This is a genomic window from Citrobacter telavivensis (assembly GCF_041807075.1).
Taxonomy (GTDB): domain Bacteria; phylum Pseudomonadota; class Gammaproteobacteria; order Enterobacterales; family Enterobacteriaceae; genus Citrobacter_A; species Citrobacter_A telavivensis.
The window spans coordinates 1-24381 of the sequence record NZ_JBGUBF010000010.1 but is presented as its reverse complement, the minus strand read 5'-3'; the positions used below and the strand labels follow the sequence as shown (position 1 = coordinate 24381).

At 54.4% G+C, this 24381-nt stretch carries 22 protein-coding genes; 17 read left to right on the top strand and 5 right to left on the bottom strand.

The genetic code is table 11. The features are described from left to right. Positions 1-32 precede the first annotated feature (32 nt). Positions 33-932: a biotin transporter gene (gene bioP / locus ACERJC_RS23110; RefSeq protein WP_152400971.1), complete on the top strand. Its 900-nt coding sequence runs from the start codon at positions 33-35 to the stop codon at positions 930-932. On the opposite strand, the gene metR is transcribed toward bioP, so the two are convergent. Continuing rightward, positions 820-1773, bottom strand: a complete 954-nt coding sequence (gene metR, locus ACERJC_RS23105) for an HTH-type transcriptional regulator MetR (RefSeq protein WP_286632337.1) — start codon at positions 1771-1773, stop codon at positions 820-822. The two genes, bioP and metR, sit on opposite strands and share 113 nt — an antisense overlap. 235 nt (positions 1774-2008) lie before the next feature. Here metR and metE point away from each other — a divergent pair, with 235 nt between their 5' ends. Further along, a complete protein-coding gene (gene metE, locus ACERJC_RS23100) occupies positions 2009-4270 on the top strand; it encodes a 5-methyltetrahydropteroyltriglutamate--homocysteine S-methyltransferase (RefSeq protein WP_373672564.1) in 2262 nt (753 codons plus the stop codon). 38 nt (positions 4271-4308) lie between these two features. On the opposite strand, the gene ACERJC_RS23095 is transcribed toward metE, so the two are convergent. Then, positions 4309-5118 (bottom strand): dienelactone hydrolase family protein, encoded by an 810-nt coding sequence (locus ACERJC_RS23095; protein WP_152400977.1) that lies wholly within the window; start codon positions 5116-5118, stop codon positions 4309-4311. Between the two features lie 260 nt (positions 5119-5378). Between ACERJC_RS23095 and udp the strand changes: the two genes are divergently transcribed. From udp to tatD, 9 genes are all read left to right on the top strand, one after another. Continuing rightward, positions 5379-6140: a uridine phosphorylase gene (gene udp / locus ACERJC_RS23090; protein ID WP_042998824.1), complete on the top strand. Its 762-nt coding sequence runs from the start codon at positions 5379-5381 to the stop codon at positions 6138-6140. A 151-nt stretch (positions 6141-6291) separates the two neighbouring features. Then, positions 6292-7719, top strand: coding sequence for a DNA recombination protein RmuC (gene rmuC / locus ACERJC_RS23085; protein ID WP_152400979.1), 1428 nt, complete (start codon positions 6292-6294; stop codon positions 7717-7719). A gap of 94 nt (positions 7720-7813) precedes the next feature. Beyond that, positions 7814-8569, top strand: a complete 756-nt coding sequence (gene ubiE / locus ACERJC_RS23080) for a bifunctional demethylmenaquinone methyltransferase/2-methoxy-6-polyprenyl-1,4-benzoquinol methylase UbiE (RefSeq protein WP_046493037.1) — start codon at positions 7814-7816, stop codon at positions 8567-8569. Positions 8570-8582: 13 nt separating this feature from the next. Then, entirely contained in the window at positions 8583-9188 is a 606-nt protein-coding gene (gene ubiJ / locus ACERJC_RS23075) for a ubiquinone biosynthesis protein UbiJ (protein WP_178826680.1), read from the top strand. Next, positions 9185-10825, top strand: a complete 1641-nt coding sequence (gene ubiB / locus ACERJC_RS23070) for a ubiquinone biosynthesis regulatory protein kinase UbiB (RefSeq protein WP_286632332.1) — start codon at positions 9185-9187, stop codon at positions 10823-10825. Before ubiJ ends, ubiB begins: the two co-directional genes overlap by 4 nt. 78 nt (positions 10826-10903) lie before the next feature. Continuing rightward, positions 10904-11173: a Sec-independent protein translocase subunit TatA gene (gene tatA / locus ACERJC_RS23065; RefSeq protein WP_061075744.1), complete on the top strand. Its 270-nt coding sequence runs from the start codon at positions 10904-10906 to the stop codon at positions 11171-11173. Between the two features lie 3 nt (positions 11174-11176). Then, complete coding sequence (gene tatB / locus ACERJC_RS23060) at positions 11177-11707, top strand: Sec-independent protein translocase protein TatB (protein WP_178826684.1); 531 nt, start codon at positions 11177-11179, stop codon at positions 11705-11707. A 2-nt stretch (positions 11708-11709) separates the two neighbouring features. Next, entirely contained in the window at positions 11710-12501 is a 792-nt protein-coding gene (tatC, locus tag ACERJC_RS23055) for a Sec-independent protein translocase subunit TatC (protein ID WP_152400987.1), read from the top strand. Between the two features lie 41 nt (positions 12502-12542). Beyond that, entirely contained in the window at positions 12543-13325 is a 783-nt protein-coding gene (tatD, locus tag ACERJC_RS23050; RefSeq protein ID WP_373672562.1) for a 3'-5' ssDNA/RNA exonuclease TatD, read from the top strand. Between the two features lie 7 nt (positions 13326-13332). Here the strand turns inward: tatD and rfaH are convergent, their stop codons facing one another. Next, a complete protein-coding gene (rfaH, locus tag ACERJC_RS23045) occupies positions 13333-13821 on the bottom strand; it encodes a transcription/translation regulatory transformer protein RfaH (RefSeq protein WP_152400991.1) in 489 nt (162 codons plus the stop codon). A 168-nt stretch (positions 13822-13989) separates the two neighbouring features. Here rfaH and ubiD point away from each other — a divergent pair, with 168 nt between their 5' ends. Both ubiD and fre read left to right on the top strand, forming a co-directional pair. Then, a complete protein-coding gene (gene ubiD, locus ACERJC_RS23040; protein WP_178826689.1) occupies positions 13990-15483 on the top strand; it encodes a 4-hydroxy-3-polyprenylbenzoate decarboxylase in 1494 nt (497 codons plus the stop codon). Positions 15484-15521: 38 nt separating this feature from the next. Continuing rightward, positions 15522-16223, top strand: coding sequence for an NAD(P)H-flavin reductase (gene fre / locus ACERJC_RS23035; RefSeq protein WP_178826691.1), 702 nt, complete (start codon positions 15522-15524; stop codon positions 16221-16223). Positions 16224-16493: 270 nt separating this feature from the next. Here the strand turns inward: fre and fadA are convergent, their stop codons facing one another. Beyond that, on the bottom strand, positions 16494-17657 hold the full coding sequence (gene fadA, locus ACERJC_RS23030) for an acetyl-CoA C-acyltransferase FadA (protein ID WP_178823346.1): 1164 nt from the start codon (positions 17655-17657) through the stop codon (positions 16494-16496). A 9-nt stretch (positions 17658-17666) separates the two neighbouring features. Further along, on the bottom strand, positions 17667-19856 hold the full coding sequence (gene fadB / locus ACERJC_RS23025; protein WP_373672561.1) for a fatty acid oxidation complex subunit alpha FadB: 2190 nt from the start codon (positions 19854-19856) through the stop codon (positions 17667-17669). 188 nt (positions 19857-20044) lie between these two features. Here fadB and pepQ point away from each other — a divergent pair, with 188 nt between their 5' ends. From pepQ to hemG, 4 genes are read left to right on the top strand one after another with little or no spacing between them, the layout of a single operon-like run. Then, entirely contained in the window at positions 20045-21376 is a 1332-nt protein-coding gene (gene pepQ, locus ACERJC_RS23020; RefSeq protein WP_286632330.1) for a Xaa-Pro dipeptidase, read from the top strand. Continuing rightward, complete coding sequence (locus ACERJC_RS23015; protein ID WP_286632329.1) at positions 21376-21990, top strand: IMPACT family protein; 615 nt, start codon at positions 21376-21378, stop codon at positions 21988-21990. The genes pepQ and ACERJC_RS23015 overlap by 1 nt, the downstream gene beginning before the upstream one ends. Positions 21991-22028: 38 nt before the next feature. Then, complete coding sequence (gene trkH / locus ACERJC_RS23010) at positions 22029-23480, top strand: Trk system potassium transporter TrkH (RefSeq protein ID WP_152401016.1); 1452 nt, start codon at positions 22029-22031, stop codon at positions 23478-23480. A gap of 11 nt (positions 23481-23491) precedes the next feature. Next, on the top strand, positions 23492-24037 hold the full coding sequence (gene hemG, locus ACERJC_RS23005; protein WP_373672559.1) for a menaquinone-dependent protoporphyrinogen IX dehydrogenase: 546 nt from the start codon (positions 23492-23494) through the stop codon (positions 24035-24037). The last annotated feature ends 344 nt before the right edge of the window (positions 24038-24381 follow it).

Below are 24381 nucleotides of genomic sequence, written 5' to 3'. Positions count from 1 at the left end.
ATGGATACTCCTTATTCTCAGAGATATCCATTGTGGCGTTACTGATCATTACTACGATCCTGTGGGCGTTCTCCTTCAGTTTGTTTGGGGAGTACCTTGCCGGACACGTCGATAGCTACTTTGCGGTGCTGGTTCGGGTCGGTCTGGCAGCGCTGGTATTCCTGCCTTTCCTGCGTACCCGCGGGCACAGCCTGAAAACTATCGGCCTGTATATGCTGGTGGGCGCCATGCAGCTTGGCATCATGTATATGCTGAGTTTCCACGCCTATCTCTACCTGACCGTTTCTGAGCTACTGCTGTTTACCGTGTTGACGCCGCTCTATATCACGCTGATTTACGATCTAATGAGCAAGCGTCGCCTGCGCTGGGGCTATGCTTTCAGCGCGCTGCTGGCGGTGATTGGCGCAGGGATTATTCGCTATGACCAGGTGACCGATCACTTCTGGACGGGCCTGCTGCTGGTCCAACTTTCCAACATTAGCTTTGCCATCGGGATGGTGGGCTATAAGCGCCTGATGGAGACGCGCCCGATGCCGCAGCATAATGCATTTGCGTGGTTTTACCTCGGCGCGTTTCTGGTGGCCGTGGTCGCCTGGTTCATGCTGGGCAATGCGCAGAAAATGCCGGAGACGACACTCCAGTGGGGCATTCTGGTGTTCCTCGGCGTGGCGGCTTCAGGGATCGGCTACTTTATGTGGAACTACGGTGCCACACAGGTCGATGCGGGCACGCTGGGTATTATGAACAACATGCATGTGCCCGCAGGACTGCTGGTCAATCTGGCGATTTGGCACCAACAGCCTCACTGGCCGAGCTTTATTACGGGTGCGGCTGTGATACTGGCGTCACTGTGGGTGCATCGAAAATGGGTCGCTCCGCGCTCCGTACAAATGGCAGATGATCGCAGGCGTGATTGCGCGCCGATCGAATAAACGCCTCAGTCACCGGCTGACGCTGCTCTCCGTCACGCACGGCGGCGTACAGACGGCTCCACAAGCCATCCCCCAGGGTTCTGGTCACCACCAGACCCTGGCGTTCAAAACTTTCCACGACCCAGTGCGGCAGGGCGGCAATGCCCATGTTTGCTGCCACCATCTGAATCAACAGCAGGGTGTTATCCACACTTTTCAGTGACGGGCTGACCCCTGCGGGCTGAAGAAAATGGCGCCAGACGTCCAGTCGACTGCGCTGTACCGGATAGATCAGCAGCGTTTCGCTGGCTAAATCTTCCGGCGTTACCTGTGTCTTGCTGGTCAGCGGATGATCGGGGGCCAGCACCAGGCGAACTTCAAAATCGAACATTGGCGAATAGTGCAGCCCGCTGCGCGGCAGAATGTCAGAGGTCATTACCAGATCCAGTTCGTCCTGCTGGAGCGCGGGCTGGGGGTCAAACGTCACGCCGGATTTAAAATCCATCTCCACCTGCGGCCATTTAGCGCGGAAGTTTTCCAGCGCCGGGGTCAGCCACTGAATACAGCTATGACACTCAATAGCGATGCGCAGACGAGTCTGCTGCGGTTCGTTGCAGGCCTGCAACGCGCGGTTAATTTGCGGCAGGACCTGACCGGCCAGCTGTAGCAGGATCTCACCCTGAGGGGTGAAACGTAGCGGCTGGCTTTTACGAATAAATAGCCGAAAGCCAAGGCGCTGCTCCAGATCGCTGAACTGGTGAGACAAGGCGGATTGGGTTTGATGCAGCGTCGCCGCGGCGGCTGCCAGCGACCCGGTATTCCGCAACGCCTGGAGCGTTTTCAGGTGTTTAATCTCGATCATGAAAGTCCTTCACTTCGGCATGAACAAATTGCGCTTGAGGAATATACAGTAACTGTCAAATATGGATGTGTAAACATCTGGACGTCCAAAATCCTTCGTCTTTTAAATTTATGGTGCGTTGGCTGCGTTTACTCACCCCGGTCACTTACTTCAGTAAGCTCCCGGGGATGAGCAAACTTGCCGCCTTCCCTAAATTCAAAATCCATAGGATTTACATATAATTAGAGGCAGTAAAATGACAATATTGAATCACACCCTCGGTTTCCCTCGCGTTGGCCTGCGTCGCGAGCTGAAAAAAGCGCAAGAAAGCTACTGGGCGGGTAATGCGACCCGTGAAGAGCTACTGGCGGTGGGCCGCGAGCTGCGAGCGCGCCACTGGGATCAACAAAAGCAAGCGGGTATCGATCTTCTGCCGGTGGGTGACTTCGCCTGGTATGACCATGTTCTGACCACCAGCCTGCTGCTCGGCAATGTGCCGGCTCGTCATCAGAGCAAAGACGGTTGTGTCGATATCGACACGCTGTTCCGCATTGGTCGTGGTCGTGCGCCGACCGGTGAACCTGCGGCAGCGGCGGAAATGACCAAGTGGTTTAACACCAACTATCACTACATGGTGCCGGAGTTCGTTAAAGGTCAGCAGTTCAAACTGACCTGGACACAGCTGCTGGATGAAGTGGACGAGGCGCTGGCGCTGGGTCACAAGGTGAAACCCGTGCTGCTGGGGCCGGTGACGTACCTGTGGCTGGGGAAAGTGAAAGGCGAATCGTTCGACCGCCTGAGCCTGTTGAATGACATTCTGCCGGTGTACAAACAGGTGCTGGCTGAGCTGGCAAAACGCGGTATCGAGTGGGTGCAGATTGACGAACCGGCGTTAGTGCTGGAGCTGCCGCAGGCGTGGCTGAACGCCTTCAAACCGGCCTACGATGCACTTTCCGGGCAGGTGAAACTGCTGTTGACCACTTACTTTGAAGGCGTGACGCCGAACCTTGATACCATTACCGCGCTGCCGGTACAGGGGCTGCACGTTGACCTGGTCCACGGTAAAGATGACGTGGCGGCGCTGCACAAACGCCTGCCGTCTGACTGGCTGCTGTCTGCTGGTCTGGTCAATGGACGTAACGTCTGGCGTGCCGATCTGACAGAAAAATATGCCCAGATTAACGATATCGTAGGCCTTCGTGCGCTGTGGGTGGCTTCTTCCTGCTCGCTGCTGCATAGCCCGATCGACCTGAGCGTCGAAACGCGTCTGGATGAGGAAGTGAAGAGCTGGTTTGCCTTTGCTCTGCAAAAATGTGGCGAACTGACGCTGCTGCGCGATGCGCTGAACAGCGGCGATACCGCCGCCATCGCCGAATGGAGCGCACCGATTCAGGCGCGTCGCCACTCAACCCGTGTACACAATGCGGCAGTGGAAAAACGTCTGGCGGCCATCACCGCACAGGACAGCCAGCGTGCGAACCCGTACGAGGTGCGTGCTGAAGCCCAGCGTGCGCGCTTCAACCTGCCGGCCTGGCCAACGACCACTATCGGTTCTTTCCCGCAGACCACTGAAATCCGCGGCCTGCGTCTGGACTTCAAAAAGGGCAATCTCGATGCCAACCACTACCGCACCGGCATCGCGGAGCATATCAAGCAGGCGATTGTTGAGCAGGAGCGACTGGGGCTGGACGTGCTGGTTCACGGTGAAGCCGAGCGTAATGACATGGTCGAATATTTTGGTGAACATCTGGACGGTTTCGTCTTCACCCAGAACGGTTGGGTGCAGAGCTACGGTTCCCGCTGTGTTAAACCGCCGGTGGTGATCGGTGACGTTAGTCGTCCGGAAGCGATTACCGTCGAGTGGGCGAAATACGCCCAGTCTCTGACCGACAAACCGGTGAAAGGGATGCTGACCGGCCCGGTGACGATTCTTTGCTGGTCGTTCCCGCGTGAAGATGTCAGCCGTGAAACGATTGCCAAACAGATCGCGCTGGCGCTACGTGACGAGGTGGCAGATCTTGAAGCGGCAGGCATTGGCATCATCCAGATTGATGAACCCGCACTACGTGAAGGGCTTCCGCTGCGCCGTAGCGACTGGGCCGCCTATCTGGCGTGGGGCGTGGAGGCATTTCGTATCAATGCAGCGGTGGCGAAGGATGATACCCAGATCCACACCCACATGTGTTACTGCGAGTTTAACGACATCATGGATTCTATCGCCGCGCTGGATGCCGACGTGATAACCATTGAGACCTCACGTTCCGACATGGAGTTGCTGGAGTCATTTGAAGAGTTCGACTATCCAAACGAAATTGGACCGGGCGTGTATGACATTCACTCACCGAACGTCCCGAGCGTAGAGTGGATTGAGGCGCTGTTGCAAAAAGCGGCGCAGCGTATCCCGGCTGAACGCCTGTGGGTGAACCCGGACTGCGGCCTGAAAACCCGCGGTTGGGCAGAAACCCGCGCCGCGCTGGCAAACATGGTCCAGGCAGCACAGAATCTGCGTCAGGCGTGATCCTGAAAAATCTGGCCCGGTTGTTTCCGGGCCAGAACTTATTTCTTACTTCCGTACTGCGCAAACCATGCCAGCATTCTTTGCCAGCCGTCTTTGGCGGATTCTTCGTGATAGCTCGAGCGATAGTCGGCATTGAAGGCATGACCGGCATCGGGATAGACGATAATCTCCGTGTTGGCGTTAGCGGCGCGTAGCGCCTGGCGCATGGTCTCCACGCTTTCCTGCGAAATACTGTTATCCTGACCGCCGTACAGACCCAGCACCGGGGCGTTCAGATCGGTCGCCACATCGACAGGATGCTTCGGCGAATTCAACGACTTATCACCCACCAGCTTTCCATACCAGGCCACTGCGGCTTTCAACTGCGGGTTATGCGCCGCGTACAGCCAGGCAATACGTCCGCCCCAACAAAAGCCGGTGATCATCAGGCGATGAACATCCCCACCGTTACGGGACGCCCAACTGGCAACGTGATCCAGATCGGCCAGTACCTGAGAATCCGGCACTTTCGCCACCAGACCGCTGAGCAGGGTGGGAATATCGGCGAAATCATTCGGATCGCCCTCGCGGAAATAGAGTTCTGGCGCGATAGCCAGATACCCGTCCAGCGCCAGGCGACGGCAGACGTCGCGGATATGTTCATGCACGCCAAAGATTTCCTGCACTACAATGACCACAGGCAGAGGGCCATCGCTCTTTTTCGGGCGCGCGTGATACGCCGGCATGTCGTCACCCTGGGAAGGGATCGACGTAATGCCCGCGACAATAGTGTCGTCCGGGGTATGAACTGAGGTAGAGGCAATCGGGGATGCTGCAGGTGCAAAACCGGTTTGTTGTGTTGATGTCATGGTATTCTCCGTACCCTTAGAAAAATAGCGCACTATTAACTATAGACAGCCTTTAACCATTCACACTGCCTCAAACGGCTCGCTTTTTGTGCGGAGAAAGAAAAAATCGGGCCGTTAATGTGATTTGAATCACTATTTATCGGTAAGTTTATGCAACTGATTTGTTTCATGGTGATGAGGGTCACGAAAATATCTTAAGTCCTTCGGTAAAGTGTCTTTTTGCTTCTTCTGACAAAAACCGAATCACAGAGGAGTTTTATATGTCCAGGTCTGACGTTTTTCATCTCGGCCTCACCAAGAACGATTTACAAGGGGCTACGCTGGCTATCGTCCCTGGCGATCCGGAACGTGTGGAAAAGATCGCCGCGCTGATGGAGAAGCCGGTTAAGCTGGCATCTCACCGTGAATTCACCACCTGGCGTGCAGAACTGGACGGTAAAGCCGTCATTGTCTGCTCGACCGGTATCGGCGGCCCGTCTACCTCTATTGCGGTGGAAGAACTGGCTCAGTTGGGCATTCGTACCTTCCTGCGAATTGGCACCACCGGCGCCATTCAGCCGCATATTAATGTCGGCGATGTGCTGGTCACCACGGCGTCCGTTCGTCTGGATGGCGCGAGCCTGCATTTTGCGCCGATGGAGTACCCGGCAGTCGCTGACTTTGAATGCACCACCGCGCTGGTTGAAGCGGCAAAATCCATCGGTGCCACCACTCATGTGGGCGTGACCGCTTCTTCAGACACCTTCTACCCAGGCCAGGAACGCTACGACACCTTCTCCGGTCGTGTGGTGCGTCGTTTCAAAGGTTCTATGGAAGAGTGGCAGTCAATGGGCGTAATGAACTACGAAATGGAGTCCGCCACGCTGCTGACCATGTGCGCAAGCCAGGGCCTGCGCGCCGGGATGGTTGCGGGCGTGATCGTTAACCGTACTCAGCAGGAGATCCCGAATGCTGAGACGATGAAACAGACCGAAAGCCATGCGGTGAAAATCGTGGTGGAAGCGGCGCGTCGTCTGATCTAATCCTCTTCCCTTCCATAAAAGGCCGACGCGTTCGGCCTTTTGCTTTTACGCGATTATTTGCGTAGCGCCTCGCAGGAAAGTTCTTTAAAACTGGACGTTTATACAGCACAATTCTATTTTGTGCGGGTGATGTATGGCGTCAGGAGGCATTTTGGATATCTCAATCATCATTTATGCGGTTATTGCGCTGGTGGGTATTGCGCTTGGCTGGCTGCTGGCCAGCTATCAGCATGCCCAACAGAAAGCCGAGCAATTCGCTGAACGTGAAGAGATGGTTGCGGCATTAAGCGCAGCAAAACAACAAATAGCCCAAAGCGAACACTGGCGCGATGAGTGCGAGTTGCTCAATAACGAATTACGTAGCCTGCGCAGTATTAACACCTCGCTGGAAGCGGATCTGCGTGAAGTGACTACGCGGATGGAAGCGACGCAGCAGCATGCGGAAGATAAAATCCGCCAGATGATCAACAGCGAGCAGCGTCTGAGCGAACAGTTTGAAAACCTGGCGAACCGAATCTTTGAACAGAGCAATCGCCGGGTTGATGAGCAAAACCGACAGAGCCTGAACGGTCTGCTGACGCCGCTGCGAGAACAACTGGACGGTTTCCGTCGCCAGGTCCAGGAGAGCTTTGGTCAGGAAGCGCGCGAGCGTCACACCCTGGCGCATGAAATCCGTAATCTCCAACAGCTTAATGCGCAAATGACCCAGGAAGCGGTCAACCTGACGCGTGCGCTAAAAGGCGACAACAAAACGCAGGGGAACTGGGGCGAGGTGGTGCTCACCCGTGTGCTGGAGGCGTCCGGACTGCGCGAAGGGTACGAGTACGAAACGCAGGTCAGCATCGAAAATGACGTCCGTTCCCGTATGCAGCCTGACGTGATCGTGCGTTTGCCGCAGGGCAAAGATGTGGTGATCGACGCCAAAATGACGCTGGTGGCCTATGAGCGCTATTTTAACGCGCAAGATGACGACACCCGCGAAAACGCGCTCCAGGAGCACATTGCCTCGGTGCGTAACCATATTCGTCTGCTGGGACGTAAGGATTACCAGCAACTTCCGGGGCTGCGCACCCTGGATTACGTGCTGATGTTTATCCCTGTGGAGCCTGCTTTTCTGTTGGCGCTTGACCGACAGCCTGAACTGATTACCGAGGCGCTTAAAAATAATATTATGCTGGTCAGCCCAACGACATTACTGGTGGCGTTGCGGACCATTGCGAATCTGTGGCGCTACGAACATCAAAGTCGTAATGCGCAACAGATTGCAGACCGTGCGAGCAAGCTCTATGACAAAATGCGCCTCTTTGTCGATGATATGTCCGCCATCGGGCAGAGCCTGGATAAAGCGCAAGATAACTATCGTCAGGCGATGAAAAAACTCTCGTCGGGACGTGGTAACGTGCTGGCGCAGGCCGAAGCGTTTCGCGGCTTAGGAGTCGAAATTAAGCGCGAGATTAATCCTGAACTGGCGGAACAGGCCACGACGCAGGATGAAGAGTATCGGTTGCGATCGGTACCCGAAGAGCAGGAAAACACGTCTTATTCCGACGATGACGGGATAAAGCAGCAATCGAATTAGTCCGTTCGGGGCAGCCGGGACGGGCAGAAGGGTAGGGCAATGCGCCCCAATCTGTTACACTTCTCGAACAATTTTTAGATGAGCAGGCACTGAGATGGTGGATAATTCACAAGAAACGACGCACTTTGGTTTTCAGACTGTCGCTAAAGAGCATAAAGCGGACATGGTGGCCCACGTTTTTCATTCTGTGGCATCAAAATATGATGTCATGAATGATTTGATGTCTTTTGGCATTCATCGTTTGTGGAAACGCTTCACCATCGACTGTAGCGGCGTTCGCCGTGGTCAGACAGTGCTGGATTTAGCCGGGGGGACCGGCGATCTCACGGCCAAATTCTCTCGCCTGGTCGGTGAGACCGGCAAGGTTATTCTGGCGGACATCAATGACTCAATGCTCAAAATGGGTCGCGAGAAGCTGCGCAATATCGGCGTGATTGGCAACGTGGAATACGTTCAGGCCAATGCGGAAGCGCTGCCGTTCCCGGACAATACCTTTGACTGCATTACCATTTCCTTCGGTTTGCGTAACGTCACGGACAAAGACAAAGCCTTGCGCTCCATGTACCGAGTCCTGAAACCGGGCGGCCGTCTGCTGGTGCTGGAATTTTCTAAACCGATTATCGAACCGCTGAGCAAAGCGTACGATGCCTACTCTTTCCATATCTTGCCGCGTATTGGTTCTATGGTCGCCAATGATGCCGACAGCTATCGCTATCTGGCGGAATCCATCCGTATGCATCCCGATCAGGACACATTGAAAGCGATGATGCAGGACGCCGGGTTCGAAAGCGTCGACTATTACAACCTGACAGCGGGTGTGGTTGCGCTGCATCGTGGCTATAAGTTCTGACAGGAGAACGGGGATGCCTTTTAAACCCTTAGTGACTGCAGGAATGGAAAGTCTGCTTAATTCATTCCTGTATCGTTCGCCGGCGTTGAAAACGGCGCGAGCGCGTCTGCTGGGAAAAGTGCTGCGTGTGGAGCTAAAAGGCTTTTCGACATCATTAATTCTGCTGTTCAGCGAGCGTCAGGTTGACGTGCTGGGCGAGTGGGCTGGCGAGGCCGACTGCACGGTAATCACCCATGCCAGCGTGTTGCCAAAATTACGCGACCGCCAGCAACTGACCGCACTGATCCGCAGTGGCGAACTGGAAGTGCAGGGTGATATTCAGGTTGTACAGAATTTCGTTGCCCTTGCCGATCTGGCGGAATTCGATCCTGCTGAACTGCTGGCACCTTATACCGGCGACATCGCAGCAGAAGGGATCAGCAAAGCGCTACGCGGCGGGGTCAAATTTCTCCGACACGGGATCCAACGTCAGCAACGCTATGTTGCCGAAGCCATTACGGAAGAGTGGCGAATGGCACCCGGACCGCTTGAGGTTGCCTGGTTTGCGGAAGAAACGGCAGCCGTGGAGCGTGCTGTCGATGCGCTGACCCGGCGGCTGGAAAAACTGGAGGCTAAATGACGCCAGGTGAAGTACGGCGCCTATATTTCATCATTCGCACTTTCTTAAGTTACGGACTTGATGAGCTCATCCCAAAAATGCGGATCACGCTGCCGCTGCGGTTATGGCGTTATTGCCTGTTCTGGATGCCAAACCGACATAAAGAAAAACTACTGGGAGAGAGACTGAGACTGGCTCTGCAGGAGTTAGGGCCGGTGTGGATCAAGTTTGGTCAAATGCTCTCGACCCGACGCGATCTCTTTCCCCCGCATATTGCCGATCAGCTGGCGTTGTTACAGGACAAAGTCGCTCCCTTCGATGGAAAACTTGCGAAAGCGCAAATCGAAGAAGCCATGGGCGGACTGCCTGTTGAAGCCTGGTTTGATGAATTTGATATTCAACCGCTGGCGTCGGCGTCGGTTGCCCAGGTGCATACGGCGAGACTGAAATCGAACGGCAAAGAGGTTGTCATCAAAGTCATCCGCCCGGACATTCTGCCGGTTATCAAAGCGGATCTGAGACTGATCTATCGTCTTGCTCGCTGGGTGCCACGCTTGCTGCCAGATGGCCGCCGCCTGCGTCCGACGGAAGTCGTGCGGGAATATGAAAAGACATTGATTGATGAGCTGAATCTGCTGCGTGAATCCGCCAACGCTATCCAACTGCGGCGAAACTTTGAAGACAGCCCAATGCTCTACATCCCGGAAGTGTATTCTGACTACTGTAGTGAGAATATGATGGTGATGGAACGCATTTACGGTATCCCGGTTTCCGATGTGGTGACGCTGGAGAAAAACGGCACCAACATGAAGTTGCTGGCGGAGCGCGGCGTACAGGTATTCTTCACTCAGGTCTTTCGTGACAGCTTCTTCCACGCGGATATGCACCCCGGTAACATCTTTGTCAGCTATGAACACCCGGAAAACCCGAAATATATTGGCATTGATTGCGGCATTGTCGGCTCCTTAAATAAGGAAGATAAGCGTTACCTTGCGGAGAACTTCATCGCGTTTTTTAATCGTGATTACCGCAAAGTTGCGGAACTGCACGTCGATTCTGGCTGGGTACCACCGGATACCAACGTTGAAGAGTTTGAATTTGCGATTCGTACGGTGTGCGAGCCGATATTCGAGAAGCCGCTGGCGGAAATCTCGTTTGGCCACGTTTTGTTAAACCTTTTCAATACGGCGCGTCGGTTTAACATGGAAGTGCAGCCGCAGCTGGTATTGTTGCAGAAGACATTATTGTATGTTGAGGGCGTAGGCCGCCAACTCTATCCGCAGTTGGATCTCTGGAAAACGGCGAAGCCTTTTCTGGAGTCATGGATCAAAGATCAGGTCGGTATTCCAGCGCTGATCAGAGCATTTAAGGAAAAAGCGCCGTTCTGGGTCGAAAAAATGCCAGAACTCCCTGAACTGGTGTACGACAGTTTGCGCCAGGGCAAATATTTACAGCACAGTGTTGATAAGATTGCGCGCGAGCTTCAGGAGAATCATGTCCGTCAGGGGCAATCCCGTTACTTATTGGGAATTGGCGCAACGTTGCTGTTAAGTGGGACGTTCTTGCTGATTAATCGCCCTGAATGGGGCTATATGCCCGGTTGGTTAATGGCGGGCGGCCTGGTTGCCTGGATTGTCGGCTGGCGCAAAACTCGCTGATTTTTTCATCGCTCAAGGCAGGCCGGGTAACGTATACTACGGCCTTATTAATTCATCATCTATCACAGAGGAACATGTATGGGTGGTATCAGTATTTGGCAGTTGGTGATCATTGCCGTCATCGTTGTACTGTTGTTTGGCACCAAGAAGCTCGGCTCCATCGGTTCCGATCTTGGCGCATCCATCAAAGGCTTCAAAAAAGCCATGAGTGATGATGATGCTAAACAGGATAAAGCCAGTCAGGACGCTGACTTTACCGCGAAATCTATTACTGACAAACCGGCAGACGCTGATAAAGAAACTGCGAAAAAAGAAGACGCGAAAAGCCACGATAAAGAGCAGGTGTAATTCGTGTTTGATATCGGTTTTAGCGAACTGTTACTGGTGTTTATTATCGGCCTCGTTGTTCTGGGGCCGCAGCGATTGCCGGTAGCCGTCAAAACGATAGCTGGCTGGGTACGCGCACTGCGATCCCTTGCGACAACCGTTCAGAATGAACTGACCCAGGAGCTTAAGCTCCAGGAGTTTCAGGACAGCCTGAAAAAGGTTGAGAAAGCGAGCCTGGAAAATCTGACTCCCGAGCTAAAAGCCTCGATGGATGAACTGCGTCAGGCGGCGGAGTCAATGAAACGTTCCTATAGCGTGAACGAGCCCGAAAAAGCGAGCGACGAAGCGCATACCATCCATAACCCGGTGGTGAAAGGGAATGAAGAACAGCATGAAGGGGTCACGCCCGCCACTGCTGAAGTCCAGGCCAGCGCACCGGAACAGGCTCCAGAGATTGCCGGGGAAACTCCCCCTGCCGTCAACGTGAAGGACGCTGAACCGAAAACCGCTGCTCCTGTTGCTGGCTCCTCCCCTACGTCGAGTGATAAACCGTAAACATGGCTGTAGAAGATACTCAACCGCTTATCACGCACCTGATTGAGCTGCGTAAACGTCTGCTTAACTGCATTATTGCGGTTATCGTGATCTTTCTGGCATTGGTCTATTTTGCCAATGACATCTATCACCTGGTCTCCTCGCCGCTCATCAAACAGTTGCCGCAGGGTGCGACCATGATCGCGACGGATGTCGCATCACCGTTCTTCACCCCGATCAAATTGACCTTCATGGTGTCGCTGATCCTGTCAGCGCCGGTGATCCTTTATCAGGTCTGGGCGTTTATCGCGCCAGCGCTGTACAAGCATGAACGGCGCATGGTGGTACCGCTGCTGGTCTCCAGTTCTTTACTGTTCTATATCGGTATGGCGTTTGCCTACTTTGTCGTGTTCCCGCTGGCGTTTGGCTTCCTTGCCAATACTGCGCCGGAAGGTGTGCAGGTCTCGACGGATATTGCCAGCTATCTGAGCTTTGTTATGGCACTGTTTATGGCGTTCGGCGTCTCGTTTGAGGTGCCTGTTGCCATCGTGCTGCTTTGCTGGATGGGTGTGACGACACCGGATGACTTGCGTAAAAAACGGCCTTACGTGCTGGTTGGTGCGTTTGTGGTAGGGATGCTGCTGACGCCGCCGGATGTTTTTTCGCAGACGTTACTGGCGATTCCGATGTACTGCCTGTTTGAGGTCGGCGTTTTCTTCTCACGTTTCTACGTCGGCAAGCGACAGACGCGGGATGAAGATAACGAGGCGGAATCAGAAGCCGAAGCTGAGAAAGCCGAGAAGACAGAAGAGTAAATTCAACCGCCCGTCAGGGCGGTTGTTATATGGAGCAAAGCATGTTTGATATCGGCGTTAATTTAACCAGTTCGCAGTTTTTGAAAGACCGTGATGAGGTCGTCGCACGCGCGACTGCTGCTGGCGTGAAGGGGCTGCTTCTTACCGGAACCAATCTACATGAAAGCCAGCAGGCGCAACGGCTGGCGCAGACTTATCCTCACTGTTGGTCGACGGCCGGTGTTCACCCGCATGACAGCAGCCAGTGGCAACCTGAAACAAAGGATGCGATTGTGGCACTGGCGAACCAGCCGGAGGTCGTGGCGATTGGCGAATGTGGCCTCGATTTCAATCGCAATTTTTCCACTCCGCAGGAACAAGAGCGGGCGTTTGACGCGCAGTTGCGTATTGCCGCTGAGTTACAAATGCCGGTCTTTATGCATTGTCGTGATGCGCACGTGCGATTCATGACGCTGCTGGAACCGTGGCTGGACAAACTCCCGGGCGCGGTGCTGCACTGCTTTACCGGTACGCGCGAGGAGATGCAGGAGTGTGTCGACAGGGGCATGTACATCGGTATTACGGGCTGGGTATGTGATGAACGTCGTGGGCTTGAGCTGCGCGAATTGCTACCGTTTATTCCAGCCGAACAACTGCTGATTGAAACCGACGCGCCGTATCTGTTGCCGCGCGATCTTTCGCCGAAGCCCGCGTCGCGGCGTAACGAACCGGCGCATTTGCCACATATTCTTGAGCGTATTGCTCACTGGCGTGGAGACGATCCGCAATGGCTTTCCGCCACAACGGATGCGAATGTCAGGAAGCTGTTTGGAATTTCGTTCTGAGTCGCCGTTAAAGCTTACGGAAACCGGTATTTATCACGCTCTGCTTCACCTCTTTATTTAGCAGGTTGAGCAGTAGCATGGAGCGCGCCTCGCCGTCCGGTTCAGTGAAAATCGCCTGCAGGCCTTCAAAAGCCCCTTCCGTGATGACCACGCGGTCGCCGGGGTAAGGCGTTTCGGGATCGACAATGCCTTCCGGTTTATAAACGGAGAGCTGGTGAATCACCGTGGAAGGGACTATCGCGGGTGATGCGCCAAAGCGGACAAAATGGCTGACGCCGCGCGTGGCATTGATCGTCGTGGTATGAATCACTTCCGGATCAAATTCCACGAACAGATAGTTTGGGAACAGCGGTTCGCTGACTGCAGTACGTTTTCCTCGCACCATTTTTTCCAGGGTGATCATCGGCGTCAGGCAGCTCACTGCCTGTCTTTCGAGGTGTTCCTGGGCACGCTGAAGTTGCCCGCGCTTGCAGTACAGTAAATACCAGGATTGCATAATAACTCTTATCCGCTTGTCCGGGGCGCAAGCATAGCAAAAGCAAAGCGTGAAGTTAATTATAATCCCGGGGGAGCCGGTGGGCTGCCAGAGTTCACGCTAATTTAACAAAAATACAGCATCACGATGGTGAACGCCGTATAATGAGGCGCTTACGAAGAGGCCATAATGGACGCCATGAAATATCACGATTTACGCGACTTCCTGACGCTGCTTGAACAACAGGGTGAACTCAAACGCATCACGCTTGAAGTGGATCCGCACCTGGAAATCACCGAGATTGCCGACCGCACGCTACGTGCTGGTGGCCCTGCACTGCTGTTTGAAAACCCCAAAGGCTATTCGATGCCGGTGTTGTGCAACCTGTTTGGTACGCCAAAACGTGTCGCGATGGGCATGGGGCAGGATGATGTCTCCGCGCTGCGGGAAGTGGGTAAATTACTAGCATTTTTGAAAGAGCCGGAGCCGCCGAAAGGCTTTCGCGATCTGTTTGATAAGCTGCCGCAGTTCAAGCAGGTGCTGAATATGCCGACGAAGCGACTGCGTGGTGCGCCTTGTCAGCAAAAAATCATCTCTGGCGATGACGTCGACTTAAACCGTATTCCAATCATGACCTGCTGGCCTGAAGACGCCGCACCGCTCATCACCTGGGGGCTGACCGTGACGCGTGGCCCGCATAAAGAGCGGCAGAATCTGGGCATTTATCGCCAGCAGTTGATTGGCAAAAATAAACTGATCATGCGCTGGCTGTCCCATCGTGGCGGCGCGCTTGATTATCAGGAGTGGTGTGCGGCGCATCCGGGTGAACGTTTCCCGGTCTCCGTTGCGCTGGGTGCCGACCCTGCCACCATTCTTGGCGCGGTGACGCCGGTACCGGATACGCTCTCAGAGTACGCGTTTGCCGGTCTGCTGCGTGGCACAAAAACCGAAGTGGTCAAATGCCTGTCTAACGATCTTGAAGTGCCCGCCAGTGCGGAGATTGTGCTGGAAGGGTATATCGACCCGGGTGAAATGGCGCCGGAAGGCCCGTATGGCGACCATACGGGGTATTACAATGAAGTGGATAGCTTCCCGGTTTTTACCGTCACGCATATTACCCAGCGTGAGGACGCGATTTACCATTCGACCTACACCGGTCGTCCACCGGACGAACCCGCCGTGCTCGGCGTCGCGCTAAACGAAGTGTTTGTGCCGATTCTGCAAAAACAGTTCCCGGAAATCGTCGATTTTTATCTGCCGCCGGAAGGATGCTCTTATCGTCTGGCCGTCGTCACGATCAAAAAACAGTACGCCGGTCATGCGAAACGCGTCATGATGGGTGTCTGGTCATTTTTACGCCAGTTTATGTACACCAAATTTGTTATCGTTTGTGATGATGACGTCAATGCACGCGACTGGAATGATGTGATTTGGGCGATTACCACCCGAATGGATCCGGCCAGGGACACGGTGCTGGTAGAAAACACGCCAATTGATTATCTGGATTTTGCCTCGCCGGTTTCCGGCCTGGGTTCAAAAATGGGGCTGGATGCCACGAACAAATGGCCAGGTGAAACCCAACGCGAGTGGGGACGTCCAATTAAAAAAGATCCTGACGTTACCGCCCGTATCGATGCGATTTGGGATGAACTGGCCATCTTTAATGACGGTAAAGGCGCCTGAGGCGCTCGTTTTGCCCTACAGACCCATAGAGGGAGCGCATGACAACCTTAAGCTGTAAAGTGACCTCGGTAGAAGCTATCACTGATACCGTATACCGTGTTCGTTTAGTACCCGATGCGGCATTTTCCTTTCGCGCCGGTCAATATTTGATGGTCGTGATGGATGAGCGGGATAAACGTCCGTTCTCGATGGCCTCTACGCCGAATGATCAGGGTTTTATTGAGCTCCACATTGGCGCATCAGAAATTAACCTCTATGCCAAAGCGGTGATGGATCGCATCCTGAAGGACCATGAAATTACGGTGGATATTCCACACGGCGACGCGTGGCTGCGTGATGATGAAGAGCGTCCGCTGATCCTGATCGCCGGGGGCACAGGCTTTTCCTACGCCCGTTCCATTCTGCTGACGGCGCTGGCGCGTAATCCCAATCGTCAGGTCACGATTTACTGGGGCGGCCGTGAAGAGAAGCACCTCTACGATCTCTCTGAACTTGAAGCGCTCTCTGTCAACCATCCTAACCTGCGCGTTGAAGCGGTGGTGGAACAGCCTGAAACCGGCTGGCGTGGGCGTACGGGAACGGTCTTAACGGCGGTGATGCAGGATCACGGAACGCTGGCTGAGCATGACATCTACATTGCGGGCCGCTTTGAGATGGCGAAAATCGCGCGTGACCTGTTCTGTAATGAGCGCAGTGCGCGGGAAGATCGCCTGTTTGGCGATGCGTTTGCATTTATCTAAGAAGAAAAATGAAGCAGAAAAAACCCGCCCCTGACAGGCGGGAAGAACGGCAACTAAACTCTCTCTTCGCCATTGTCACCATAACTGCGTTGGCTACGCTCACTCACCCGAATCACTTACTTATGTAAGCTCATCGGGATTCGTTCGCTTGCCGCCTTGTTCTGGCACCAATGGCTTTGAGATAACACTGTTGTAGGCCGGGCAAGCGAAGCGCCCCCGGCAAACATGCCGGATGACGACGCTGGCGCGTCTTATCCGGCCTACATGAACTTAAACCCGCTCAAACACCGTCGCGATACCCTGACCCAATCCGATACACATCGTCGCCAGACCGAACTGGACATCTTTGCGTTCCATCAGATTCAGCAGCGTGGTGCTGATACGCGCACCGGAGCAGCCCAGCGGGTGACCGAGCGCGATCGCACCGCCGTTAAGGTTGATCTTCTCGTCGATCTGCTCCATCAAGCCCAGATCTTTAATGCACGGCAGGATCTGCGCGGCAAACGCTTCGTTCATCTCAAACAAACCGATATCGCTGGCGGACAGTCCCGCTTTTTTCAGCGCCAGTTTTGATGCCGGAACCGGACCGTATCCCATGATGGAAGGATCGCAGCCCACCACCGCCATTGAGCGCACGCGGGCGCGCGGTTTCAGACCCAGCTCACGTGCACGACTTTCGCTCATCACCAGCATGGCGGCCGCGCCATCGGAGAGTGCGGAAGAAGTACCTGCCGTAACCGTACCGCTGACCGGATCAAACGCCGGACGCAAGGTGGACAGCGTTTCAATCGTGGTTTCCGGACGAATCACTTCGTCATAGGTAAACTGCTTCAGCACGCCATCGGCGTCATGCCCGCCGGTTGGGATAATTTCATTCTTAAACGCGCCAGACTGCGTTGCAGCCCAGGCACGGGCGTGTGAACGTGCGGCAAAGACATCCTGCATTTCTCGACTGATACCGTGCATGCGGGAGAGCATCTCTGCTGTCAGTCCCATCATGCCCGCCGCTTTGGCGACATTGCGGCTCAGGCCCGGGTGGAAATCAACACCGTGGCTCATCGGCACATGGCCCATATGCTCCACACCGCCCACCAGACAGGCCTGCGCATCACCGGTCATGATCATCCGCGCCGCGTCATGCAATGCCTGCATGGAGGAACCGCACAGCCGGTTGACGGTCACCGCCGGAACGGAATGCGGGACTTCCGCCAGCAGCGCCGCGTTACGGGCGATGTTAAAGCCCTGCTCCAGCGTCTGCTGCACGCAGCCCCAGTAGATATCGTCAAGTGCTGCCGCTTCCAGCGCCGGATTTCGCGCCAGCAGGCTACGCATCAAATGCGCGGAGAGATCTTCCGCGCGCACGTGGCGAAATGCGCCCCCTTTCGAACGGCCCATCGGGGTACGGATCGCATCAACAATTACAACCTGTTCCATTGTGACTCCTTAAGCCGTTTTCAGGTCGCCAACCGGACGGGCAGGCTCAACCGGGGGATAATACGGTTCATTATGACGCGCTTTATTACGCAGACCTTCCGGAACGTCGTATAACGGACCGAGGTGCTGATACTGTTGTGCCATATCGAGATATTTCGCGCTGCCGATCGTATCCAGCCAGCGGAACGCCCCGCCGTGGAACGGAGGGAAGCCCAGACCGTAAACCAGCGCCATGTCGGCCTCTGCCGGACTGGCGATAATGCCTTCTTCGAGACAGCGCACCACTTCGTTGACCATCGGGATCATCATGCGGGCGATAATCTCTTCGTCGCTGAAATCCCGCTTCGCTTTACTGACGTCAGCCAACAGGCCGTCAACGGTGGCATCCTCTTCTTTCTTCGGCTTACCTTTGTTGTCTTCTTTATAGCGCCAGAAGCCCAGACCGTTCTTCTGACCAAAACGACTGGCGTCAAACAGCGCATCAATCGCGTCGCGATAATCTTTTTGCATTCGCTGCGGGAAACCTGCGGACATCACGGCCTGTGCGTGATGCGCGGTATCAATGCCCACGACGTCAAGCAGGTACGCCGGGCCCATCGGCCAACCGAACTGTTTTTCCATCACTTTGTCGACTTTGCGGAAGTCCGCACCGTCGCGCAGTAACTGACTGAATCCGGCGAAGTAAGGGAACAGCACGCGGTTAACAAAGAAGCCAGGGCAGTCGTTGACCACGATCGGCGTTTTGCCCATTTTGCTGGCCCAGGCGACCACTTTCGCGATGGTTTCATCGGCGCTTTTTTCGCCACGAATGATCTCAACCAGCGGCATCCGGTGAACCGGGTTAAAGAAGTGCATCCCGCAGAAGTTTTCCGGGCGCTTCAGCACGCTTGCCAGCTCGCTGATGGGAATAGTGGAGGTGTTCGATGCCAGCACGGTGTCCGGGCGAACTTTATCTTCCGTCTCCGCCAGTACCGCTTTTTTCACTTTTGGATTTTCAACGACGGCTTCGACGACGACGTCTACGCGCTCAAAACCGGCGTAGTCCAGCGTAGGATGAATGGTCGAAATCACGCCAGCCATCTTCAGACCGTCAATTTTGTTGCGCTCAAGCTGTTTGTTCAGCAGTTTCGCGGCTTCGGTCATCCCGAGGGTCAGGGATTTGTCGTTGATATCTTTCATGATAACCGGCACGCCTTTCCATGCCGACTGATACGCGATGCCGCCGCCCATAATGCCCGCGCCCAGCACTGCAGCCTGCTTCGGCGTCTCAACGTTTTTGGTCAGCGTCTTCGCTTTGCCTTTCACATACTGATCGTTTAGGAAAATACCGACCAGCGCGCGGGCTTCATTGGTGTGCGCCAGCGGGACAAAACTTTTGTTTTCCAGATTCAGTGCTTCTTCACGACCAAAGCGCGCGGCGGCTTCAATGGTTTTCACCGCTGTCATCGGTGCCGGGTAGTGTTTACCTGCCGTTTGCGCGACCATGCCTTTAGCAATGGTGAAGCTCATGGTGGCTTCAATTTTGCTGAGCTTCAGCGGTTCCAGCTTCGGCTGGCGCTTCGCTTTCCAGTCCAGATCGCCGTTGATGGCCTGACGTAATACCGCTTTTGCGCCCTCAATCAGCTTTTCTGCTTTCACAACGCCATCGACCAGGCCGATTTTCAGCGCCTGCTCGGCCCCAACGTCTTTACCGGCTGCAATGATCTCCAGCGCGCTGTCCGCGCCTAACATGCGCGGCATACGTACGGAGCCGCCAAAGCCTGGCATGATACCCAGCTTTGTTTCTGGCAGACCGATACGCAGATCCGGTGTCGCCAGACGGTAATCAGTCGCCAGCACGCATTCGCAGCCGCCGCCCAGCGCATAGCCGTTAACGGCAGAAAGGGTCGGGACCGGCAGATCTTCCAGACGGTTAAAGACGCTGTTGGCAAAATGCAGCCACTGGCTGAGCTGTTCTTCGGGAACGAGAAACAGCGACAGGAATTCGGTGATATCCGCACCGACGATAAAGGCCGCTTTGTTCGAACGCAGCAGCAGCCCTTTTAAATCTGTTTGTTTTTCCAGTACGTCCAGCGCCTGGCCGAGGCTGGCGACGGTTGCCGTGTCGAGTTTGTTCACTGAGCCTGGGGCATCGAACACCAGTTCGGCGATGCCATCTTCCAGCCAGTCGAGGTACAGGTTGTCGCCTTTGTAAAGCATGTCAGTCTCCTGAATCCGCAAGGTGATCTGGTCATACCAGATGAAGCGAAGTGTGTATTTTATGTTAATAAAATGCAAATGACTGATTAAAGAAATGCCGATCCGATCACACCTGGCAGAAATCACGCTCTCTCGAATCGATGTGCTAAGATGCGGAGACTTGAGGTCGAAAAACAGAAGGATAGAAAATGGAATCACTGGCCGCACTCTATAAAAATCATATCGTTACCCTACAAGAACGGACGCGTGATGCGCTGGAACGCTTTAAGCTTGATGCGCTACTTATTCACTCCGGCGAGCTGTTTAATGTTTTCCTCGACGATCATCCTTACCCGTTTAAGGTCAATCCGCAGTTTAAAGCCTGGGTACCGGTGACTCAGGTGCCAAATTGCTGGCTGCTGGTTGATGGGGTGAACAAACCCAAACTGTGGTTCTACTTGCCGGTCGACTACTGGCACAACGTTGAGCCGCTGCCGACCTCCTTCTGGACTGAAGAAGTTGAGGTGATTGCCCTGCCGAAAGCGGATGGTATTGGCAGTCAACTGCCAGCCGCTCGTGGCAATATTGGCTATATTGGCCCGGTTCCGGAGCGTGCACTGCAACTGGAGATTGCGGCCAACAACATCAACCCGAAAGGGGTGATCGACTATCTGCATTATTACCGTGCCTACAAAACGGATTACGAACTGGCCTGCATGCGTGAAGCGCAGAAAATGGCGGTGAATGGGCACCGTGCGGCGGAAGAAGCCTTCCGTTCAGGGATGAGTGAGTTCGACATCAACCTGGCTTATCTGACCGCAACCGGTCATCGCGACACCGATGTGCCGTACAGCAATATCGTGGCGCTGAACGAGCATGCGTCGGTTCTGCATTACACGAAACTGGATCATCAGGCACCGTCTGAAATCCGCAGCTTCCTGCTGGATGCCGGTGCGGAATATAACGGCTATGCCGCAGACCTGACCCGTACCTGGTCGGCGAAAAGCGACAATGAGTATGCGCAGTTAGTGAAAGATGTGAATGACGAACAGCTGGCGCTGATCGCCACTATGAAAGCGGGCGTCAGCTATGTGGACTATCACGTTCAGTTCCATCAGCGTATTGCGAAACTGCTGCGTAAGCACCAGATCGTCACCGATCTGAGCGAAGAAGCTATGGTCGAAAACGATCTCACCGGACCGTTTATGCCGCACGGTATCGGCCATCCTCTGGGTTTGCAGGTTCATGATGTTGCTGGCTTTATGCAGGATGACTCCGGTACGCATCTTGCCGCGCCGTCTAAATATCCGTATCTGCGCTGCACCCGTGTGCTCCAGCCGGGTATGGTGCTGACCATTGAACCAGGCTTTTACTTCATCGAATCGCTGCTCGCGCCGTGGCGTGAAGGGCCGTTCAGCAAACACTTCAACTGGCAAAAAATTGAAGCACTGAAACCGTTTGGCGGTATTCGTATTGAAGACAACGTGGTGATCCACGAAAACAACGTTGAGAACATGACGCGGGATCTGAAACTGGCGTAATGGACAGTTGGTTAATCCCTGCGGCGCCGGTCACCGTTGTTGAAGAGATCAAAAAAAGCCGCTTCATTACGCTGCTGTCGCATACCGAGGGCGTAGAGGCGGCAAAAGCGTTTGTGGAGTCAGTGAAAGCGGAGCACCCGAGCGCCCGCCACCATTGCGTGGCGTGGGTGGCGGGCGCGCCGGATGATTCACAGCAACTGGGCTTTTCTGATGACGGTGAACCGGCGGGAACGGCAGGTAAGCCGATGCTCGCGCAGTTGATGGGCAGCGGCGTTGGGGAAATCACCGCCGTTGTGGTGCGCTACTACGGCGGAGTCTTGCTCGGCACCGGCGGACTGGTTAAAGCCTACGGCGGTGGCGTAAACCAGGCATTGCGTCAGTTAACGACGCAGCGCAAGACGCCATTAACCGAATATACTTTGCAGTGTGAGTACGCGCAGTTGGCTGGCGTTGAAGCACTTCTGGGTCAACATGACGGCAAAATCGTCACCAGTGATTACCAGGCATTCATTCGGTTACGGGTAGCGCTTCCTTATGCGAAAGTGGATGAATTTTCAGCAAAGCTGGCGGATTTTAGTCGTGGTTCATTGCAATTGTTAGCGATTGAAGAATAATCCCCACCTCATTTTGAAGAACTAAGGAAGCGGCAGAGATGCATTTTCGCGCCATTACCCGAATCGTAGGACTACTGGTCATCTTATTTTCGGGCACGATGATCCTCCCGGGGCTGGTAGCGCTTATCTATCGTGATGGGGCGGGACGCGCATTTACGCAAACCTTTTTTGTCGCGCTGGTGATTGGCTCCATGTTGTGGTGGCCGAACCGTCGTGAGAAAGGCGAACTGAAATCCCGCGAAGGGTTTTTGATCGTCGTGCTGTTCTGGACTGTGCTGGGCAGCGTGGGTGCGTTGCCCTTCATCTTTTCTGAAAGCCCGAACCTCACGATTACCGATGCGTTCTTCGAATCATTCTCCGGACTGACCACGACCGGTGCTACTACGCTGGTGGGGCTGGATTCGCTACCACATGCGATCCTCTTTTATCGCCAGATGCTGCAATGGTTTGGCGGGATGGGGATCATTGTGCTGGCCGTCGCGATTCTGCCAATACTCGGTGTCGGTGGGATGCAGCTCTATCGTGCGGAAATGCCCGGACCGCTGAAAGATAACAAGATGCGCCCGCGTATTGCCGAGACGGCAAAAACGCTGTGGCTGATCTACGTCCTGCTGACGGTGGCCTGCGCACTGGCGCTATGGTTTGCCGGCATGCCGGCGTTTGATGCCATCGGACACAGTTTTGCCACTATCGCGATCGGCGGGTTTTCCACCCATGATGCCAGCGTGGGCTACTTTGACAGCCCAACGATTAACACCATTATTGCTATCTTCTTATTAATCTCCGGCTGTAACTACGGTCTGCACTTCTCGTTACTGAGTGGCCGCAGCCTGAAGGTTTACTGGCGTGACCCCGAATTTCGTATGTTCATTGGTGTCCAACTGACGCTGGTGGTCATCTGCACATTAGTGCTCTGGTTCCATAACATCTATAGCTCCGCGCTGACGACGCTCAACCAGGCCTTTTTCCAGGTAGTGTCGATGGCCACCACGGCCGGATTTACGACCGACAGTATTGCGCGCTGGCCGCTTTTCCTACCGGTACTGCTGCTATGTTCCGCGTTTATAGGTGGCTGTGCGGGCTCAACGGGCGGGGGATTGAAGGTTATCCGTATCCTCTTGCTGTTCAAACAGGGGAACCGCGAACTGAAGCGTCTGGTGCATCCCAATGCGGTCTATAGCATCAAGCTGGGGAACCGCGCGCTGCCGGAACGTATTCTTGAAGCCGTCTGGGGATTTTTCTCGGCGTATGCGCTGGTCTTCATTATCAGTATGTTGGCGATTATCGCGACCGGAGTGGACGATTTCTCCGCTTTCGCTTCCGTGGTGGCGACGCTGAACAACCTTGGGCCTGGGCTGGGCGTCGTGGCGGACAACTTTGCCAGTATGAATCCGGTGGCGAAATGGATCCTGATTGCCAACATGCTGTTCGGTCGTCTGGAAGTCTTCACTCTGCTGGTACTTTTTACCCCGACTTTCTGGCGTGAATAATGGAGTAACACGTGAAAACACTGATTCTTTTCTCATCCCGTGACGGGCAGACCCAGGAAATCGCCGCTTATCTGGCGTCAGAACTCAAAGAACTTGGCATCAGCACGGATGTGGTCAATCTGCATCGTACCGATGAACCTGACTGGGAACGCTATGACCGGGTAGTCATTGGCGCATCGATTCGTTATGGGCACTATCATTCTGCCTTCCTCGCGTTTGTGAAGAAACATGCAACACGCTTGAATCGCATGCCAAGTGCGTTTTACTCCGTCAACCTGGTGGCGCGGAAACCGGAAAAGCGGACGCCGCAAACCAACAGCTACGCGCGCAAGTTTTTAATGAACTCGCAGTGGCGGCCAGACCGTTCTGCGGTTATCGCCGGGGCGCTACTTTATCCGCGCTATCGCTGGTATGACCGAATGATGATTAAACTCATTATGAAAATGTCGGGCGGCGAAACGGATACGCGTAAAGAAGTTATTTATACCGACTGGGAACAAGTCGCGAGTTTTGCCCGAGAAATCGCTCAGTTAACCCCCGATTCGTTGGTTAAATAAACGTAAAGAATAAAAAATGCGCACTCGGAAAATTATTTTAAATTTCCCCTTGTCAGCCCGAAATAACTCCCTATAATGCGCCTCCACTGACACGGAACAACGGCACGCAAGCCGCCGGGTCAGCGGGGTTCAGAGATGAATACCCACAGAGAAAAGCGAAATAAATGCTTGACTCTGAAGCGGGAAAGCGTATTATGCACACCCCGCGCCGCTGAGAAAAAAGCGAAGCGGCACTGCTCTTTAACAATTTATCAGACAATCTGTGTGGGCACTCAAAGTGACATGGATTCTTAATGTCTTCGGACAATAAATGAATACCAAGTCTCAAAGAGTGAACACGTAAT

Coding starts and splice junctions, on each gene's coding strand:
- fre (WP_178826691.1), top strand. CDS start 15,522: ATGACAACCTTAAGCTGTAAAGTGACCTCGGTAGAAGCTATCACTGAT.
- tatA (WP_061075744.1), top strand. CDS start 10,904: ATGGGTGGTATCAGTATTTGGCAGTTGGTGATCATTGCCGTCATCGTT.
- tatD (WP_373672562.1), top strand. CDS start 12,543: ATGTTTGATATCGGCGTTAATTTAACCAGTTCGCAGTTTTTGAAAGAC.
- udp (WP_042998824.1), top strand. CDS start 5,379: ATGTCCAGGTCTGACGTTTTTCATCTCGGCCTCACCAAGAACGATTTA.
- ubiD (WP_178826689.1), top strand. CDS start 13,990: ATGGACGCCATGAAATATCACGATTTACGCGACTTCCTGACGCTGCTT.
- metE (WP_373672564.1), top strand. CDS start 2,009: ATGACAATATTGAATCACACCCTCGGTTTCCCTCGCGTTGGCCTGCGT.
- ubiJ (WP_178826680.1), top strand. CDS start 8,583: ATGCCTTTTAAACCCTTAGTGACTGCAGGAATGGAAAGTCTGCTTAAT.
- metR (WP_286632337.1), bottom strand. CDS start 1,773: ATGATCGAGATTAAACACCTGAAAACGCTCCAGGCGTTGCGGAATACC.
- pepQ (WP_286632330.1), top strand. CDS start 20,045: ATGGAATCACTGGCCGCACTCTATAAAAATCATATCGTTACCCTACAA.
- ubiB (WP_286632332.1), top strand. CDS start 9,185: ATGACGCCAGGTGAAGTACGGCGCCTATATTTCATCATTCGCACTTTC.
- rfaH (WP_152400991.1), bottom strand. CDS start 13,821: ATGCAATCCTGGTATTTACTGTACTGCAAGCGCGGGCAACTTCAGCGT.
- tatC (WP_152400987.1), top strand. CDS start 11,710: ATGGCTGTAGAAGATACTCAACCGCTTATCACGCACCTGATTGAGCTG.
- fadB (WP_373672561.1), bottom strand. CDS start 19,856: ATGCTTTACAAAGGCGACAACCTGTACCTCGACTGGCTGGAAGATGGC.
- ACERJC_RS23095 (WP_152400977.1), bottom strand. CDS start 5,118: ATGACATCAACACAACAAACCGGTTTTGCACCTGCAGCATCCCCGATT.
- trkH (WP_152401016.1), top strand. CDS start 22,029: ATGCATTTTCGCGCCATTACCCGAATCGTAGGACTACTGGTCATCTTA.
- ubiE (WP_046493037.1), top strand. CDS start 7,814: ATGGTGGATAATTCACAAGAAACGACGCACTTTGGTTTTCAGACTGTC.
- ACERJC_RS23015 (WP_286632329.1), top strand. CDS start 21,376: ATGGACAGTTGGTTAATCCCTGCGGCGCCGGTCACCGTTGTTGAAGAG.
- fadA (WP_178823346.1), bottom strand. CDS start 17,657: ATGGAACAGGTTGTAATTGTTGATGCGATCCGTACCCCGATGGGCCGT.